General features: G+C 32.0%; 14 protein-coding genes. 9 read left to right on the plus strand and 5 right to left on the minus strand.

Annotation, left to right across the window (positions count from 1 at the left end; all coding sequences use genetic code 11):
* The first annotated feature begins 15 nt into the window (after nucleotides 1-15).
* On the plus strand, nucleotides 16-1,287 hold the full coding sequence (locus N0B29_RS06270) for an RNA polymerase factor sigma-54 (RefSeq protein WP_263832850.1): 1,272 nt from the start codon (nucleotides 16-18) through the stop codon (nucleotides 1,285-1,287).
* On the opposite strand, the gene N0B29_RS06275 is transcribed toward N0B29_RS06270, so the two are convergent.
* From N0B29_RS06275 to N0B29_RS06285, 3 genes are all read right to left on the minus strand, one after another.
* Nucleotides 1,284-2,114, minus strand: coding sequence for an adenylosuccinate lyase (locus N0B29_RS06275; RefSeq protein ID WP_263832851.1), 831 nt, complete (start codon nucleotides 2,112-2,114; stop codon nucleotides 1,284-1,286). The genes N0B29_RS06270 and N0B29_RS06275 overlap by 4 nt on opposite strands.
* 64 nt (nucleotides 2,115-2,178) lie before the next feature.
* A complete protein-coding gene (locus tag N0B29_RS06280) occupies nucleotides 2,179-2,886 on the minus strand; it encodes an arginyltransferase (protein WP_263833333.1) in 708 nt (235 codons plus the stop codon).
* Between the two features lie 21 nt (nucleotides 2,887-2,907).
* The gene (locus N0B29_RS06285; RefSeq protein WP_263832852.1) at nucleotides 2,908-3,078 is read right to left on the minus strand and encodes a hypothetical protein; all 171 of its coding nucleotides are present in this window, start codon (nucleotides 3,076-3,078) and stop codon (nucleotides 2,908-2,910) included.
* A gap of 576 nt (nucleotides 3,079-3,654) precedes the next feature.
* Here N0B29_RS06285 and N0B29_RS06290 point away from each other — a divergent pair.
* The 5 genes from N0B29_RS06290 (at nucleotide 3,655) to N0B29_RS06310 (ending at nucleotide 12,275) form a co-directional block, all read left to right on the plus strand.
* Complete coding sequence (locus N0B29_RS06290) at nucleotides 3,655-4,749, plus strand: protein kinase domain-containing protein (protein WP_263832853.1); 1,095 nt, start codon at nucleotides 3,655-3,657, stop codon at nucleotides 4,747-4,749.
* The gene (locus N0B29_RS06295) at nucleotides 4,749-6,353 is read left to right on the plus strand and encodes a tetratricopeptide repeat protein (protein WP_263832854.1); all 1,605 of its coding nucleotides are present in this window, start codon (nucleotides 4,749-4,751) and stop codon (nucleotides 6,351-6,353) included. Before N0B29_RS06290 ends, N0B29_RS06295 begins: the two co-directional genes overlap by 1 nt.
* A 285-nt stretch (nucleotides 6,354-6,638) precedes the next feature.
* Nucleotides 6,639-10,508, plus strand: a complete 3,870-nt coding sequence (locus N0B29_RS06300; protein ID WP_263832855.1) for a YobI family P-loop NTPase — start codon at nucleotides 6,639-6,641, stop codon at nucleotides 10,506-10,508.
* A 9-nt stretch (nucleotides 10,509-10,517) separates the two neighbouring features.
* The gene (locus N0B29_RS06305) at nucleotides 10,518-11,141 is read left to right on the plus strand and encodes a hypothetical protein (RefSeq protein ID WP_263832856.1); all 624 of its coding nucleotides are present in this window, start codon (nucleotides 10,518-10,520) and stop codon (nucleotides 11,139-11,141) included.
* A 9-nt stretch (nucleotides 11,142-11,150) separates the two neighbouring features.
* Nucleotides 11,151-12,275: a tyrosine-type recombinase/integrase gene (locus N0B29_RS06310; RefSeq protein ID WP_263832857.1), complete on the plus strand. Its 1,125-nt coding sequence runs from the start codon at nucleotides 11,151-11,153 to the stop codon at nucleotides 12,273-12,275.
* 17 nt (nucleotides 12,276-12,292) lie between these two features.
* Here N0B29_RS06310 and N0B29_RS06315 read toward each other — a convergent pair whose 3' ends face one another.
* Both N0B29_RS06315 and N0B29_RS06320 read right to left on the minus strand, forming a co-directional pair.
* A complete protein-coding gene (locus N0B29_RS06315; protein ID WP_263832858.1) occupies nucleotides 12,293-12,694 on the minus strand; it encodes a hypothetical protein in 402 nt (133 codons plus the stop codon).
* Nucleotides 12,695-13,402: a hypothetical protein gene (locus N0B29_RS06320; protein WP_263832859.1), complete on the minus strand. Its 708-nt coding sequence runs from the start codon at nucleotides 13,400-13,402 to the stop codon at nucleotides 12,695-12,697. It lies immediately after the preceding gene.
* 144 nt (nucleotides 13,403-13,546) lie between these two features.
* Between N0B29_RS06320 and N0B29_RS06325 the strand changes: the two genes are divergently transcribed.
* The 3 genes from N0B29_RS06325 to N0B29_RS06335 are packed head-to-tail and all read left to right on the plus strand — an operon-like array spanning nucleotide 13,547 to nucleotide 17,534.
* Nucleotides 13,547-13,789 carry a hypothetical protein gene (locus tag N0B29_RS06325; protein ID WP_263832860.1) on the plus strand — a complete coding sequence of 81 codons (243 nt, stop codon included), beginning with the start codon at nucleotides 13,547-13,549 and terminating at the stop codon, nucleotides 13,787-13,789.
* 2 nt (nucleotides 13,790-13,791) lie between these two features.
* Entirely contained in the window at nucleotides 13,792-14,478 is a 687-nt protein-coding gene (locus tag N0B29_RS06330; protein ID WP_263832861.1) for a hypothetical protein, read from the plus strand.
* Nucleotides 14,475-17,534 carry a hypothetical protein gene (locus tag N0B29_RS06335; protein ID WP_263832862.1) on the plus strand — a complete coding sequence of 1,020 codons (3,060 nt, stop codon included), beginning with the start codon at nucleotides 14,475-14,477 and terminating at the stop codon, nucleotides 17,532-17,534. The genes N0B29_RS06330 and N0B29_RS06335 overlap by 4 nt, the downstream gene beginning before the upstream one ends.
* Nucleotides 17,535-17,554 lie beyond the last annotated feature (20 nt).

Raw genomic sequence — 17,554 nt, forward strand, 5'->3', positions numbered from 1 at the left:
TAGGGGAGATGGGTTTTGAAACTTAGGGTTTCTGGCACACAAACAACCAAACAAAAGTTCTCCTCGACACTTAGAGGTTGGCTTCCAATACTCCAAGCAAATTTGGATAGCCTCGTGGAAACACTGGAGCCTTTTGTTCAAGAAAATCCTTTCATCAGCGTCAAATCAGGCTCAGAAACCCCTGATAAACGCTTTGAAAAGAAAAGCTTTTTCTCTGAAGTGGCTAAAACATCCGTTTCCGATACCATTGAAGCGTTAACACTCGATAAAAAATCTCTTTTTCAAACACTCAGCGAACAGGTCAATCCACCGCTTTTTCCTACGGAAAAATCACAACGTATCGCCTACGAGATTATTGAAAATATCAATTCTGAGGGTTATTTTGAAGTTCAAGCTTTGGCTGAAATCGCAAAAAAATTGGACGTCAAACCAGAAGAAATTGAAAAGATAAGACAGCGTTTTGCTTATCTCGATCCTTTGGGTATTGGTGCTTTAGATGTAAAAGAGACCTTTTTATTTCAACTACAAGATCTCTCTTTGGAAGATGATCTTTATACGATGGTTGAAAAGCTCATCATCAATTTTGAAAACATCGAATCTTTTTGCAAAGAGCCACTCTTTCATGAAGCACTAAATATCATTAAACGCTTCCGAAATCCCCCCGCTATTGATTTTTTAGAAGATGAAAAAGAGGTCATACCTGATATTTTTATCTATGATCTTGAGGGAGCCATTGAAGTAAGGTTGAATGATGCTTACTATCCTGAGGTGATTATTGACACCGATGGACTCGATGAAAATCATAGTTTTGTTTCGCAGAAAATCAAAGATGCTAAAGATCTCATTGATGCTCTTGAAATGCGCAAAGCAACACTTTATAAGATTGGTTTGATGATCGTTGAGTATCAGTATGATTTTTTCTTTGGAAAAGCTATAAAGCCTATGAAGCTCAAAGATTTAGCGGATGATCTAGGGCGCAATCCCTCAACGATTTCGCGAGCGATAGCAGGTAAATACCTCTCATGTTCACGTGGTGTCATACCACTGAAACAGTTTTTTGCAACAGCAGTGGAAGAAGATATTTCTAACAGTGCGATTAAAGAGTATATGATCGAGTTAGTTAAAAACGAGAGTAAACTCAAGCCACTCAGTGACATCAAGCTTCTAGAACTGATTGAGGGAAAATTCAACATCAAAATGGTGCGACGAACCATTACAAAGTACCGTCAGCAGTTTAACATCGCAAGCTCATCAGAGCGCAAAAAACTCTATACTCTTAAATTTTAAGCGCTTTTTGCTTCCAAGTGTTTAAAGTGCATTTTGAGCATTTCATAGGCATTTTGTACTTCTTGAAACTTTGCCACATACTTTACATGTAAATCTCCATCGTACAAACCGCAACTATCTGGATGATACTTCTTAACAAGGGCTAGATAGTTTCTGCGAATAATTTCAAATGAATCTTCAAATTTACAACCTAAAATGCCAAAGTACTCCTCAAGTAAAGAGAAGAGGGCGTTATGGCGACTTCTTTTAGCACGTTTTGCGATAAAACTCTTTTTATACGCTAGAAAATCTTCCATAGCATAAGAAAATTCAACAAAACAGCCAAAAAGCTCTTTTTGTGCCAAAAGTTTTTCCAAAAGACGCACAGTCACATCTGAGTTTGGATAAAGCGTAATCGTGCCATTTTTAGGGCGAATTCTGACCAAATGGTCTTTAAAATAGCTTTTAAGATACGATGCAAAAAGGGTGTTGTGTGATCCCATGTGAAAGACAACAGCGTAATTATCTTCAATGTCAATATTAATGTTCATTTTTTGAAGCACTTGATTGGATTTGAGAAGAGAGATTTTAATGCTTTTATCGAGGGAATTTTCAATTACATGTGATTGCTGTACATTGCCTGTTTTACGAAGATATATTTTACTGATAAGTTTCAAGAAATAACGACGTTGTACTAACTCATCTTGTTCTTTAAAGATAATCATCTTATCTTTACGTCCAATCTTCTTTTGAAAGTTTTTATCAGCAATATTTTGAAGGTAATAAAACGTTTTTGAATCTTCTTCTATCGTAAGGGCAAGCATATCATGTGAAAGTGAAAGGTGCATCGATCCATCCTTTTTGTATCAAGTTATTTACCTTGAAGCAAAAAGAATTCCAAGTTTTAATAAGTTATATCCAGATAGCATCTTCATCTAAGTTTGGATTGCCTTGAAGAATCTGATAAGGCTGATAAGAAGCTTTGTATTTCAGGCTTTGGCAATCTTTGACATAGTAGCCAAGATAGATCCAGTCTAGATCATACTCTTTGGCTACTATGATCTGCTCATAAAGAGAAAGTCTGCCTAAAGAGAGCTTTTCAAAGTCAGGGTCATAGTAAAAATAAATCGAAGAGATACCATCATCGAGAAAATCTATAAGATCAACGCCGATAAGTTTTTCTCCATGAAAATAGAGGACTTCCTTGCCAAAATTATGGGCACCGCTGACATAGAGTTCATGGTAGCTTTGTGGTTTGAGATTGTAGTACTGCCAACCACGTTTATGTTCCATAAATCGGTGGTATTTATCGTAAAGTTCCAAATGCTCAGTGCTAATTGTAGGGGATTGTATGACGTAACGAATGCCCTCGGCCTTTTTAAAAGCACGCTTTGCCGAGTGTGAAAAATCATAATTTTTTACATCAATACGAAGACTTAGACATGATTGGCAGCTCTGACATTGTGGTCTTGAATAATAATGTCCAAAACGTCTCCATCCACGCTCAATAAGAGATTGATTAAGCTCCATTGTTGCATTTTCAATATATTTGTATTCCATGCGCGTTTTACACCCATCTAAATAGGAGCATTTAGTTTCTAAAGTGGAAAATTCAATCATGCGTGAGAAGGATGTCATGGATTAGTGTAGTTTTTTGACTCCAGAATTTTGCATAAATTTTTCAAATTGTACGTGTAGCTTTTTCTCTTTTTCTTCTTTTTGCTCAACAATGAGTTTTTCTTTACTGCTTTTTTCTTCTTGGTTCATTTTTTCTTTAAGAGATTTGAGGTCATCAAATAAATTGCCTTGCATTGCATGCCTTTACATGTAAAGATAAATAGGGTTGGATTATAGCAAATTTTCATACAAATAGGTTTAGGAAGCTAAAGTATTTATGTATTTATAAAAGAAAATAGGAAATAAAAAGGAGGGTGGTACCTGAGGCCGGACTCGAACCGGCATATGTCTCCATACTAGATTTTGAGTCTATATTTTATCTTTTTCTATTTATTCTTAAAAACTATCAAAATACTTCAAGATACCTTATTTATAGGGATCTTAAAACAACTCTATTTTTTATTTCTTTACATTTTTTTACATTAAATAATAAACTTTGTAGTAAAATTGTAGTAAAAATTTTAAAAGAAGCAAATCTTAAACCCCCTTGACATATTTAACCTATTTGATTAATATTTACAAGATATATGAAAGGTACCAATTGGAAAAAAGAGTTGCACATTATGACTTACAATCTATAAAAGAGCTGATTAAAGATAATCAGTTCTTTATAACAGGAAGTGCAAGAAGAAAAAGTAAATCGTATTTCAATGGTAAATAATAGAGAACTTTGTAAAATATATAGATATACTACACATAAGGCACTAATGCATGTTGGATGATGGCGTAGACGTAAGCGGATTAGCAGCATATAATATGGTTGGGCGGACAATTAAAGACAAATGGGAAGTCAAAGAGTTATTGACAAAAAGACCAGAGGATACAGGTTCTTATTTCTCAGTACCATATATCGTCGAAAAAGACGGAGTCAAATACTTCATGAAAGCTTTTGATTTTGGCCGTTTTCTATCCATGGCTCCTCCGAAGCATGATGGATCGCAACAAGAAACATCTGAAATTTTTGCAAAAATGATTAATGCTTATCGATACGAAAGGGATCTGTCGCTTCACTGTCAAAGTAACTATGTAACCAAAGTTGCCTTTGTCGTTGATTTTAGCGAAGAATTCATCGAAGGGTATACAGCAGGTTTTGTGCCGTGCTTAATTTTTGAGGCAGCTGACGGTGATGTGAGAAAAGCACTGCTTGCTTCGGCCAGACTTGATGATGCCTGGAAATTTAAATCCCTCCATGATATTGCCGTAGGCCTTAAACAACTCCACGCAATTGACGTCTCTCACCAAGACTTAAAACCCTCTAATATCTTGATATACAACAAAGAACAAGAAAGCAAACTATGTGATCTCGGACGCTCTGTATGTCATAGCATATCAGGACCTTACAGCAAATTAGATTTTACTGGTGATAGAAACTATGCTCCTCCAGAGATTTGGTACTATTTTTCTGATCAAGATTGGCACAAACGTTCTTTTGCAATTGATTGCTATATGCTTGGTAGCCTCATTGTGTTTTATTTCACAAAAATCAGTATGTCGGCACTTTTAATAAACCACATACCACAATCTTTCCATTTTGCGGTTTGGAAAGGTGATTTTAAAGAGATATTGCCATACTTGGAAAAAGCATTTGCTGAGTCATTGGATGTATTCGAAAAGAGCATAAATGATTCATATTTCAAGAAAAACTTAAGAATACTTGTTGAACAATTATGCGAACCAATGCCAGACAAAAGAGGACATCCTGCCAATATTAAAAAGGGAAGAAACCCCTATAGCATGGAAAGGTTTATTTCGACGCTTGATCTACTAAGGCATAAAGCCGAAATTCGTGTAAAAAAAGAATTGTAATGATTAGTGTTAGCACAGAACATGACAGACATGTAATTCCCAATTGGAGGAGCTTTGGTTCCACTGTGTCCTTGGGGGAATTAGATGCGTATCAAACTGTTGAAAGAAATTTTCCAAAAGTGTACGATATCGACGAATACATCATCGATTTTCAAATTAATAAAACAACCGTTCATGCTTCAGAGCTCATCAGTGCTGCGATCGCAAATAATCGATTAGAAGCAAAAGAAGTTGAAGAAGCAGCATATCTTATTTTAAAAAACAGTGATAAAGTAACAAGCTTACAATTTGATCTTGCAAAACAGATTCTCTCTCCAGAACTTTTACATAAACAGTATATAAATCATCATCATGAAGAGGATTTACTACGATATTTTGAAGATCATGAAACAAGGATTAAAGACAAAATCAAATGTGCACGAGATTCATTAAAACAATTCAACTTTAATCCTGTTTTATATGTTGAACTGTCGCGCTATTATTCAATTATTGGAGAAGAAGCAAAATCAATACACGCAATGAAAATAGCGATGCATCTAGCAAAAAACAATCGTTTTGTTTTTAGATGTGCCACAAGGCTTTTTGTGCACTATCATAGTGAAAAAAACGATTATTTAGAGCAAATGCAACGATATCTGCAAAAAACGCCGATGGTATCCCATGATCCGTGGTTGATGTCCGCAGAAATATCTTTGTCTACACTGTTAGATAGAAGCTCAAAGTTTGTAAAAAAAGGAATAGGAATTATTGACTCAAAGAACTACGCTCCTTTTAGTTTGACTGAGCTTGCAAGCAATATTGCTACGATCGAAATGTTTCATGGTAGCCGCAAAAGAAGCAAAACATTATTCAAAGAAGCGTTAAAAGCTCCAAATGACAATACTCTCGCACAAGTCAAATGGGCTTTACGTAAAGACCCATCGCTGGAGGGATCTTTACAGGTATCGTTGGATAGTTTCGATACCAAGAAAAAATTTGAAGCGCTAACCTATGATTCATATTTTGGAAGAAAAGATTTTAATGAGACACTAACGCAAGCGATTCATTGGCTAATCGATCAGCCCTTTTCAAAAGATGCGGCGATGTTCGGCTCCAATATAGCAGCGACACTAGTGAGCGATCAAGACAAAGCGATCGCACTCGTTAAAGCTGGTCTTTTAAGCCATCCTGATGATCCAGGGTTGATCAATAATTATGCGTACTCTTTATCACTTGATAATCGTCCGGATGAAGCATTGGATATGCTCAATAAAATGAAAGCAAGCAATATTGCAGAAGAAACAAAAATATGTTTAAAAGCGACACGAGGGCTTGCCCTATTTAGAACGAGACAGCATGAGCGAATAGAAGAAGGAAGAGCGCTATACCAAGAAGCGATCTCTGATACAAAGAAAATGAACAATTCTAATCTGAATTGGACGGCGATTATAAACTATGCTCGAGAGGAACTTATCCACGACTCAAAAAACGCTGTTGAGATTGTAAAGTTGCTTGACATGATTCCTTCGGAGACAAAGAACCCTTCAATTGATTTCCTAAAAAGTGATTTGATGGGTCAATGTCTCGATACGATGAAAAGTCTTGTCGCAAATAGCCCTAAATAAGAGCTATAAAAGAGCTGCTTAAAGATAGGCTGGCTGCTTATTATCATTGGGATAATGAACAATGCTTACAACAAGCGATATGGGTTACTCAACAAAATCAAGTAGATATGGAAGCCATTAAGCAATGGTCACTCAAAGAAAAATCAGAACAAAAATATTTAAATTTCTATCACAAACTTAAAATTAAAAATTAACGCAATACTATTTCTGAGCTAGTCACTAGGAAATATAAAGAACATTACACTATGATGTAATCGTTCATTTAAAGTAAATACTGAGGCAACAATGTCAAACAATAGCACTCAAGAAGTGGAAGAAAAAGAACTGAAAAGACACAAATATAAAAGTTTAGCACCAACAATTTTATCATCTAAAGAAATTGCAAAAAAAGAAGAATACTTTAATATACTAGAAGATGCTTTAGATGATGAAAATACAAATAATATAGCCATTACCTCACCATATGGTGGAGGTAAAAGTTCTTTTATTAGAACTTTTATTTCAATACAAGAAGATGAGGGAAAAGCAAAAAAAACAAATACACAAAATTTACCTCTTCTGCTCTTTGAAAAATTACATTTAAAAAAGTATAAATATAAGTTTTTACATATTTCACTTGCCTCATTTGGAGAAAAAGACAAAGAAGGCAATATTATTAACGCCGAGCAAGAGAGAATTGAAAAAAGTATATTAGAGCAAATGTTTTTTGGTGAGAAATGGAGTCACTTAAAACATTCTGGTTTTAAACGAATAAAAAATATCAATCCATTAATAATTATGATGCATTTAACTCTACTTATCTCATGGATTATTGTTTTTTTGTCTTTGTGGAATATAGGTATTTTAAATAGTTTTTATAAAATATTGACGCCTCCAGACATGTTCTTTTTTTCTATAATAATTGGATTTGTCATTCTTTCTTTAGGAGGACTTCGCACATTATCAGAGTTAATTACTTATTTTAAAATCAAAAAACTAGTATTTTTTAAAGATGTTGAAATTGAGATAACTGGTGATGATAAATCCGTTTTAAATAGATATATAGATGAAATATTATATTTCTTTGAAGAAACAGAGTACAACGTAGTTGTCTTTGAAGATCTCGACAGATTTGAGAAACCAGAAATATTTAGAAAACTAAGAGAGATAAATCTTATTATTAATAAATCAAGAGTTCTAAGAAAAAAACTTAAACAAGTTAGTTTCATTTATGCAGTAAAAGATGAAGTTTTTGATACTGAAGCAAGGACTAAATTCTTTGATTACATTATTCCTCTAGTGCCTGTTATCAGTTCCTATAATTCATATATAAAATTGAAAGAAGAACTAGGTACATTCCTTTATGATAAATCTAAAAAAAAGTCCATTTCTATAGACGATAAAAGAACACAAGGTCAAAAATATATTAGTAACCAGTTACTTAAAAAAATATCTTATTATATAACCGATATGAGGCTGTTAATAAATATAACTAATGAATTTAGGCTTTACCATTCGCAATTAGATAGTACAATTATCATGGATCAGCTTCTATCTATTATCGTTTTTAAAAATATTATGTCAAGTGAATTTTCAAAACTGCAAAAAGATGAAGGCACTTTATTTTCTCTATTTAATAAAACAAAAGACTTTATTATTGACAAGCAAATTGAAATAATAGATGCAAAGATTGCGAATCTTAAAAGAGAAATTACTGAAACACAAAATACATTTTTATTTAGTATTCAAGAGTTAAATAGCATTTATCTCATGGCTGTACAACAATCTACTAGAACCCTAAATACTATTTATAAAATCTATATTGAAGATGAAAAAGATTTTATTGACGTAACAGAACTTTTAAAAAATGCTGATTTCTTGCCAATAATATTTAAAAACAAAAATCTTCAATGTCAAGATTTATATAATAATTCTTTTTCAATAAGTCTTGATTTACAACAAATAGAAGAATATATACCATCAAAATTATCATATAGAAGCAGACTTGATCAGATAAATAATCAAACGTCGTTATCTGATATTCGAGATGAAATAGATGAACTAGAAAAACAAAAACAAGAACTAAAAGGATACAAATTAAGCCAAATACTGACTAGTCCTTTTTTCAAAGACTCAATGAATCAAATGACCGAAAAAGAAAAAGAAACACAACTCCTTGAAAATCCTCTTATTAAAATACTTCTTCAAGATGGGCTTTTAAATGAACAATATCACACATTAATATCCTATTTTATGACTACTGAGGGAGAATTACAACTACAAGACAAACAATTTTTAATGTGGGTATTACAAAGAGAGAAGAAAAAACTTTATGATTATCAGCTTACAACACCAAATAAAGTTGCGGAAGAACTTCAAGAAGAAACGGTCATTCACTATAGTGTTTTAAATTTTGATTTATTTAATGAAATTTTATCCAATTTCGCTAAATATTCAAAAATAGAAGCAGAAAATAAATCACTATTTACAAAATTTCTTACTGCTATAAAAGAAACAACAGATGAATATTTTGTGTCTTCCTATTTTGGACATCTTCGAGAACTCAATAAGCAAAACGAAATCAATGAACATATAAAAATATTAGCAGAAAATTGGGATGGATTATGGAACTATTATGTACATGGATATCCTCCGGGAAGCATACATGACTTTTTGTACAAGCTTTTTGAAGTATGTTCAATTGAAACCATTAAAAAACAAGACTACGCTGGTAGAATTAAAAGACATATTGAAAATGATTTAGATTTTGAAGTATTTTATCTTAGGAAGCATGATGATCAAAAAAAAGCTAAAGAGGCACAAGATAGACTTGTCGCTTTTTTGCAAAAAAACAATATTACTTTACTTAATTTAGGAAGATTAGCGGCGGATGAGCGATTACTACAAAAATTTTATGAATCTAACCTGTATATGTTAAATGCAAAAAATGTCTCAGTTATTCTTTCGGGACAAAATGCGACATATACTAATATTTTAAAATCACAAAAACAACAATTGATAGAACGAGTTAACAAAAATTTAAACAATTATCTTAAAAATGAGCTTTTGGAAATAACCGATCCGTATGAAGACGCTAATGTTATGCTTGATCTTATAAATGCAGCTAAGATTACTGGTGGCATTGAGATTGAAAAAGATACCCTAGAATCTCTAATTAAAAAAAAGATTTTTTGTATCGACGATATTAATAAAGTCATGTGGGATGATAAAAAAATTATAGAAATCTTATATGCCAACAACAAAGTTTCATTCTCATGGAAAAATATTGTTTCTTATGCTGACAAAATATCTGATGGGCAAGTAGATGAAACATTATTCAGTTTTCTACAAAATAGTATTGAAAGCGGTACTCTACAAAAATATCCAGATAATGAAAATTTTGATAAAAAATTAGTGGATAAGTTGTTTTATAGTTTAATTAATGAGGAAAGTGACTATGTAGAAGAATATGATTTAACAAAATCATTAATGCTTTTATGCCCTCAATATAAATACCTTAGATCTGATTTTACAAAAATTGATGACAATAATCTTAGATTGATTATTGAACTAGAACGAATAGAATTAACTCCTACTCATTTTGAAAGAATATGGGAAAAAGGAAGTCATAATAATGCAATTGAACTAATAAAAAGGAATTTTGATTATTTTATAAAAAGAATTGATACCTATGATATAAATTCTGAACAATTAAAGAGCTTCCTTGATCAAAGCATCTTAATTGTCGAACAAAAAGAAAAAATACTTCAAAAATTAGATAGTTCTTTAATTAGCAACCAAGATGAAGCGAAATCTATTTATAGATTTTTAACATCAAATAAATTTAATAATTATTATAAATTTCATGCATGGATAATGCAAACGATATCTATGATTAACCATGGCAAGCTAAGCTTACAATTACTACTTTTAGAAATAAAATCTTTAAATGAAAAAGAATTAAGAGATGCTTTGATATTGATAAAACACGAAAAAGATGTTTATTATCATATCGCAACATATGGGAAGGATCTCAGGAGAAATGATATATATTTAGAGATTACTGACAATACAATGTTACTGATAACAGAACTTAAAAAGCGAAATATGATTTTAAATGTTATTGAACGTAAAAATTGTTATCGATTTAGTATTAAAATAAGAAATAAATTATAACTATTTGAAATGAAACAAAAAATAATTAAAAATAAGATTTTAGATATATTTTCATTCCTCCCTTTTGGAGGTGCAAAACAATCAGATAAAGAAGATTTCTTTACCTCTGAATATCTAATAATGGGTCATTTTACTTCATCCTTTTTACTAACTAATATTTTAAAAGAGGGTTTACAACCTCCAAGTGTTACAACTATTTTTAGTAATGCTGAACAAAGTAAACCAGGAGATGAAAAAAACATATATCTTATTGGACATATTGATGATATTTATAGTCAAAATGCTGTAAAAAAATATGGGGGAGAAGAAATATTGATTCTTGTGCAAATTAAAAGAGAAAATATAGAACTTGATGATTTCCTTAACCACTATTCTTCAAGAGGAATAATGACAAATTCACAAGAAGAGATTTATGAAGTTTTTTCACAAACTATAAGCCCAGAATGTTGTACAAAAATAGGCATTAGTCCTAACCAAATCATAGAAGTTTTAGATGTTAATAAAATAAGAAAACATACAAGAAACATAGTCCCGATAAAAAATAGAGTACACATGAACATGAATGATTTGTTACTCCATGGCATTAATATAGAAAAATTAAGATATGCCTACAAACATCATTGCATAGTATAAAGGATATGAATGCTTAAATCTGTAGGCGGAAAATATGAAGGCGTGTGGATAAACGAACTTAAAAATGGAGATGTAAGCTATTATATCAATTATCGAGATGCCGATGGTAAACCTACACGAACATTAGTTGGTAAAAAAACTTCTGCTAGTGATTTTACTGCTAGAGATGCATATGCAAAACTTATTGAAGTTAAATACAAATTACAGCACGAAGAAGCACCGAAAATATCTGCTGGTAGAGTTAAAAAAGTAAAATTTGATGATATTTGGGGTAAATACCTTGAATGGGCTAAAAATAATAAAAAAAGTTGGCAGACTGATTCATGGAATTATGAGAAACACTTAAAGCCATTTTTGGGAAATAGAGCAGTCAAAGAGATTAAAAGTACAGACTTCGAATCATTTAAAACTGAAATGGCTTCTAAAACAAACGCTAAGGGTGTAAAAATCTCAAACGCAACTGTAAAGCATCAGTTAGTGCTAGCTCGCCATATTGTCAACTATGCGCTCAAAAATGACCTAATCAAGGATTATACTAATCCTATCGCAAATGGTCGAGTTAGAATGCCTCAAATTGATAATGCAAGATTAGCTTTTTTAACAAAAGAACAGGCCAAAGAATTACTTGAAATATTGTGGACATTAGATCGACAAACTTATCATCTAACTAAAATTTTACTGCTTACTGGTGCACGTTTAGGCGAAGTCACATCACTTCGATGGCAAGATATTAATTTTGATACAAATACGATTTTCTTTAAGAAGACGAAACGAGGTAATGAAAGGCATATTTATATAAACGATAGTCTTATAGAAACTCTTAAAGAGCTATCAGAAAATCAAAAAAGTGATTTAATCATTAGCACTTCAACGGGAGGTCAATTACTTAAAATGCCAGCTCATTTTGATACGGCGATTGAAGCTGTGATACCAGGTAATAAAAATAAAGAGGCTAAACAAAAAATCACAGCTCATAGCTTGAGACATACTCATGCTAGTTGGCTCGCAATTAGTGGACTTGATATCTTACAAATTAAAGAGCAGTTAGGACATAAAACAATTGAAATGACAATGAGATATGCCCATTTGATACCAAACAAAAGACATGAAGCAACAAAAATGATTAATATCTAAAAATATCTAAAAACTTTTTATCCTAATGTTCGGTCAATAGAGCGTGCAGGTTGCGCTTTAGGACGACGAATATAATTCGATGCTCCATCTTTTGACAGATTATCTTGTTCTACAAAGCCAGAAGCATCAACCACTTGAAAGAAATATTCCCCATTAGGTTGTGTAACCTTCAAAACAAAAAGACCATTAATGGGTCCATCAACAAGGGTATAAGTTGTTTTGTTTTTAAGTAAAATCGCAAATTGTTTTGTGATTTTATAATATTTTTTTTCATATTTATAAGTTATTATTAAAAGCGAATCATAAGGAGTAGTAGAAGAATCATTAAAAACAAGTTCTTCTGCTATAAAGAACGCTATTTGATTTTCATCTAGGTTTGTAACTTCATATTCTTCAATTTCTAAATTTTCATTTTCCATTTACTTTGCTCCATTGGAGAGATGAATTAGCTTATCTAAGATGAGTATAGCATTTTTATCTTCTGTACTATAAACAAAATTATGAAATGCAATCATTTGCTGCTTAAAATATTTATTAAAAATATGCTCATACGAGTTTGCAATGAGAGCCTGATGATAATAATCAAATTCTTGCAAATTGACAACTGTATTAGTATAGTCAAGCATAGAATTGGAAGGATAGTCTTTTAACATATAGTTTTCATCTGATGGCTCTATTAAAACACTTATATTTATAGAGTTTAAAAAATCAAGTAAATGTGTTTGTATAGTTGTTTTGATATATGCATATTCATTAAAATCAAGACAAGAAAAATAAAAATCATGAAAATTTTCTATTTTTTGTAATTCATTGAATAAGTTTAAGTTGTGCGTATAGTTATTAAAACTGTTCTGAATAGATACATTAATATTTTTATGTAAATACAAAAAGACAATATAAGTATCAATAAAATTAATATTTTGTAATTGTTTAATAGTGTTATTATAAAGTAAATCTGCAATTTTTATATTTTCAAGTTTTTGCATTTTACCAGTTTGTATAAATTCTTCTAATTCTTCTTTTTTAAAATATTTTAGGAAAAAACTCAGTCCTCTTTTTTCTTCTTTTTTCCAATTCGAAATTGTATTTTGATGAACATCAAAAAGCTTAGATATTGTCTTTTGCATCAAATTACCTTTATTTGTTATTTTGATATTGTAATTATACAAAAAAATCAAAAAATTTGTTATTAGATATTGACAAATAAAAAATATTGGTATAAAATTCTATTAATAAATACTAAAAATAACAAATATTGTTAAAGGCTAGAGATGAATGATAGACAATTAATTTGTGAAATGCTTGTAAATCGATATGGAATGAGTTTTGACATAGCAACTCTTGCAAAAGCGATAGGTGTAAGTAAATCAAAGTGCGATCAATTTTTTATGAAATTTAGCGACGAGCAAGTTATAAAAAACAATATTCTGCCTCGTTTTAAAAAAATTGGTAGGCGTCGTATTTGGACTGCCATGTCAGTAGCATCTTGGCTTTGTGAAACTGAGAAGGCTTGATGATGACAACTCCAAAAGCTTTTTTGCATCCTACTAATTTTAGACACGAAATACCAGTTAAGCGCTTGATGAATGATTTGCCTGGAGGTATTGGATATGGTGTCGCAATGCTTGTCATCGAAACCCTTGCAGGACAGCCTGACATGAGATACCCAGCCGAAGCAGTTGATCTTCTTGCACATGATATAGGAGTTAGTATACCAATACTAAATACCGTCTTAACGACGTATGGACTTTTCGAAGAAGTTCGCGACGAAAATGGTAAAAGCTATATATGTCCAAGTCTGAATATATGGCAAGAACCATATCTTAAAAAAGTAGAGATAAATAGCTTACGAGGGAAAAAAAGTGCAATAAAAAACCAACTTAGGCTTCAATTGCAAATCGATGAATTAAATCACACTTTGAGTTCAAGCGACTCAAGTCAACAATTAATTAATAAAATAATCAATAAAAAAATAAAAAATAAATCTCTTAACGGCGAAACAAGAGAGTTAAAAGCACACCTAATAGACAAATATAATAATACTAATGCAAAATGGGAAGGTGTAGCAGGTTATAAAAGTCTATCTATAATAAATGGCTACCTGCACAATAACGTAACAGGTAAAGATTTGGCCCCTGAGGCAGCAATTGAGGCGTGGGGAAAGCTTGCACAGCAATACGCAACAGAAGGAGCTAAAAAATGATAAAAACACTCCTTATATTGATAATCTTTTTATCAATTGCAAATGCTGCCGAATGTTCATACCAATATGTTTATCAACAAAAATTAATTTTTGATAAGACTGGAAATTCACAATCAGAATGTGATGCCATTAAAGCTGAAAAAGAAGCTCTTGTTGTACAATATGAAGGGACAGCATCCTCATCTGCAACAAATAGTAGTGATTCAGGAACATCATCTAGCAGTACAACTTCATCTGGTGCATCTAATACGACTACTGCAAAGACTACATCGAGTAGTGCATCTTCATCAAGTGGACAGTCAGTCAATACAACGGGTGGATGCGGAATGCCTCCATCATTCTTAAGGTCATCAGATGCAATGTCTTTTTCTGGAAACACTTTAAACAAGGGACTTAGCTCTGTACAACAAAGCGATTTTGATAATGTTGCTTTTAAAAGTGGTGATTCAGGGAATTTTTCAGGATTTACTTGTCCCCAAGCTTCAGAAATAAAAGATGCAACATTTCCTAAAAATCTTGTTTCTGAAGATGGACAAAAAGCATATTCTGTAAAAATCACAGGTATAAATTTTTACACAGGTGCATATACATGTGAGTATAGCTTTTTAAAATCAAAAACATTTTATACCGTAAAAAGAGTTAATAAAGCATGCGCACAAGACGCCGAAGCAATCAATAAGGCAATTGCAAAAGGTGATATAAACGCCCTTCCTAACCTTACATATAGCCAGAACTATGGTATGCATACTTTCAACGAAGGTACGATCAATGCATCGGATGAGTTTAAACAAACATATTCAAACCTTTTAAAAGGAATTGCTGATTTAAGCAAATCCGAATCACAAGTTGCCCCAGTTGATGTTGGCGGTTCTTTGGATTCTCACAGCAACCACACGAATACATTACCTTCTTTATTCTTGGGTATTTTAACTGGCGATATGGAATTTTTAGACAACCCTGTTATTGATGCTAGCGGTAAAATTAGAATTCGTAATACCTCTGTTAATTCTTCTCCAATAGAAGTTACAGACCTTAATTCACTGCAAGATAAGTTTGTTTCGGTTTTTAAAAGCCTTGATGCTCAATTCTGGGGATTTTATTATTATCTAATTGCCAACATATCTCACGCTTTTAATCATATCGTTACGATGATTTTTGGACTTGGCACAGTAGGAATATTCGGTTACGCGTTTTTTAGACGCTCAATTGATCGAGACAAAGAATCTGGGGCTCAATTTCAATTTGATTTTAAAAACAATTTTATCTCAGCAATAAGTGCACTCATTTTATTTACTGCACCTATTATTCCTGCTGACAAAGGAATCCCAAGCGCATTTCTATATCAGCCTTCTACGGCTCCTTCTGCTGCCCAACAAGAAGAAATCCTAAAAAACGCTACTGTTGTTCAAGTCGGTGTGCGTTATATCTTCCAGCTTGGAACTTATTGGGCAAACTTAATTCATGATTATTCGATGTTTGCTTATTTAAAATTTATTAGTGCTTCGTATGGCTATTACGATGCAAGTGAAATGAAGAAAAACTTTAAAGATGACATGTCAGAGTTTGTAACAAAAAGCGTACTTTTAAAAAAAGAAATGGACTTTTTTGAAAAAAGTTGTGGATCAAATTACTATTCTCATCTCTCAAGCAATCATTCATTGCCAGATTACTATGGTGGTGTTGATACAAACATTAATTATTTAAAAGATAACCCACTTGGGTTTGATAGTGTTGATTATGGCACATGCGCTGCAATGTTTCAAAAAATGCAACAAGCGAGTAGTGATAACTTTGTTAAATACAAAGAAATTATTAAGGGTTATAACGCAGCTTCTGACAATATGCAATCTTTTCTTGATAGTGATATGGAGGAAATTAATGGCTTCCTTACTGCAATTGTTAATATTAGTAATAAGTTAGGATGGGTTAGTGTAGCTCTTGTCCCTAGTATTACAGACATCCTAGAAACAAAAAAAATATTTACATTTTCAAAGCGAAGTGAGAATAATGAAATTATTGATGCTGTTGGAAAGATGGAAGTACAAAAAGTTGATTTGGTAAAACGAAATGAATTAGAAGCAGGAAAAAGCCAAGCAATTAAAGAAGATGTAAATGTTGAAAACAGCAGCGATAACTGGAGATCAATAAAATCTTTTATTGACAAAATCGATGGTATGAGTGGAAAAATTGGAATCGGTGTTGGTTGGACAATGGGGCAAGCTATTTCAGGCTTTGGTTATTTTATGTTTCCAGGTTTTGGTGAACTTTATGCAGGCATTGAAAAAACTACAATACCAATGGCTCTAGCGAGTGCAACAACTAATGCAGCAAGCTCTTTAATCAAATTTATGCCTTCTGGTGCAAATTTAATTATTAGAGGAATCACAAAACTCGAAAAACTTGAAATTATAAAAGAAACAAAAGCACAAGATGGGAAAAATATAGTAACTTTTCTAATTACTTATATAATTTGTCTATTTTTGTATATTACATTATTTTCTATCTTTGCAGTTGCGCTCGTAACACTGTTAACAATCTCAAAAATAATTTACTATTTCATTGAGGTCATTATTGCTGTTTTTATTTCAACGGCAGTAATGCTTTGGGGACTCATTTTTGATAAAACAAGTTCTTCTTCAACAATTGGTGAATTCTTTTATAAAATTGTCTTATTGGCGCTATCTCCTATAAGCATCGTTCTTTCCATTTATGCCTTTTTATTCGCTAAAGGCGCAATGTTATGGCTGTACCGCCTGATTGCAGAATTTATATTGTTTTCATCCAAAAATATTATTCTGAAATTGGACTCAAAAAATGAAGGTATTTCAAATTTTACTGGGATAGATAACATCTTAGCAGGAATACAAGCATATGGTGTCTATAACATGGGTGAGATGCTCTTAGTTTTCTTCTCAATTTTTATTGCTTACACGATTATTATGCATTTTCATGACTGGGTTCTAAGTTATTTTGGTCATAAAGGAGGTAGTGCGGTACAAAAAAGTTTAAATAACGTCTTTAGTGACGTAAAACACAAAGCGACAACAAGAATTTAAAATACACAAAATTATACATA

This window comes from Sulfurospirillum oryzae (assembly GCF_025770725.1).
Classification (GTDB): Bacteria; Campylobacterota; Campylobacteria; order Campylobacterales; family Sulfurospirillaceae; genus Sulfurospirillum; species Sulfurospirillum oryzae.

What these genes read in the sequence shown, in the direction of transcription:
- N0B29_RS06280 (WP_263833333.1), bottom strand. Translation starts at nt 2,886, where the DNA reads ATGATTGAATTTTCCACTTTAGAAACTAAATGCTCCTATTTAGATGGG.
- N0B29_RS06295 (WP_263832854.1), top strand. Translation starts at nt 4,749, where the DNA reads ATGATTAGTGTTAGCACAGAACATGACAGACATGTAATTCCCAATTGG.
- N0B29_RS06285 (WP_263832852.1), bottom strand. Translation starts at nt 3,078, where the DNA reads ATGCAAGGCAATTTATTTGATGACCTCAAATCTCTTAAAGAAAAAATG.
- N0B29_RS06275 (WP_263832851.1), bottom strand. Translation starts at nt 2,114, where the DNA reads ATGCACCTTTCACTTTCACATGATATGCTTGCCCTTACGATAGAAGAA.
- N0B29_RS06320 (WP_263832859.1), bottom strand. Translation starts at nt 13,402, where the DNA reads ATGCAAAAGACAATATCTAAGCTTTTTGATGTTCATCAAAATACAATT.
- N0B29_RS06305 (WP_263832856.1), top strand. Translation starts at nt 10,518, where the DNA reads ATGAAACAAAAAATAATTAAAAATAAGATTTTAGATATATTTTCATTC.
- N0B29_RS06310 (WP_263832857.1), top strand. Translation starts at nt 11,151, where the DNA reads ATGCTTAAATCTGTAGGCGGAAAATATGAAGGCGTGTGGATAAACGAA.
- N0B29_RS06290 (WP_263832853.1), top strand. Translation starts at nt 3,655, where the DNA reads ATGTTGGATGATGGCGTAGACGTAAGCGGATTAGCAGCATATAATATG.
- N0B29_RS06325 (WP_263832860.1), top strand. Translation starts at nt 13,547, where the DNA reads ATGAATGATAGACAATTAATTTGTGAAATGCTTGTAAATCGATATGGA.
- N0B29_RS06330 (WP_263832861.1), top strand. Translation starts at nt 13,792, where the DNA reads ATGACAACTCCAAAAGCTTTTTTGCATCCTACTAATTTTAGACACGAA.
- N0B29_RS06335 (WP_263832862.1), top strand. Translation starts at nt 14,475, where the DNA reads ATGATAAAAACACTCCTTATATTGATAATCTTTTTATCAATTGCAAAT.
- N0B29_RS06300 (WP_263832855.1), top strand. Translation starts at nt 6,639, where the DNA reads ATGTCAAACAATAGCACTCAAGAAGTGGAAGAAAAAGAACTGAAAAGA.
- N0B29_RS06315 (WP_263832858.1), bottom strand. Translation starts at nt 12,694, where the DNA reads ATGGAAAATGAAAATTTAGAAATTGAAGAATATGAAGTTACAAACCTA.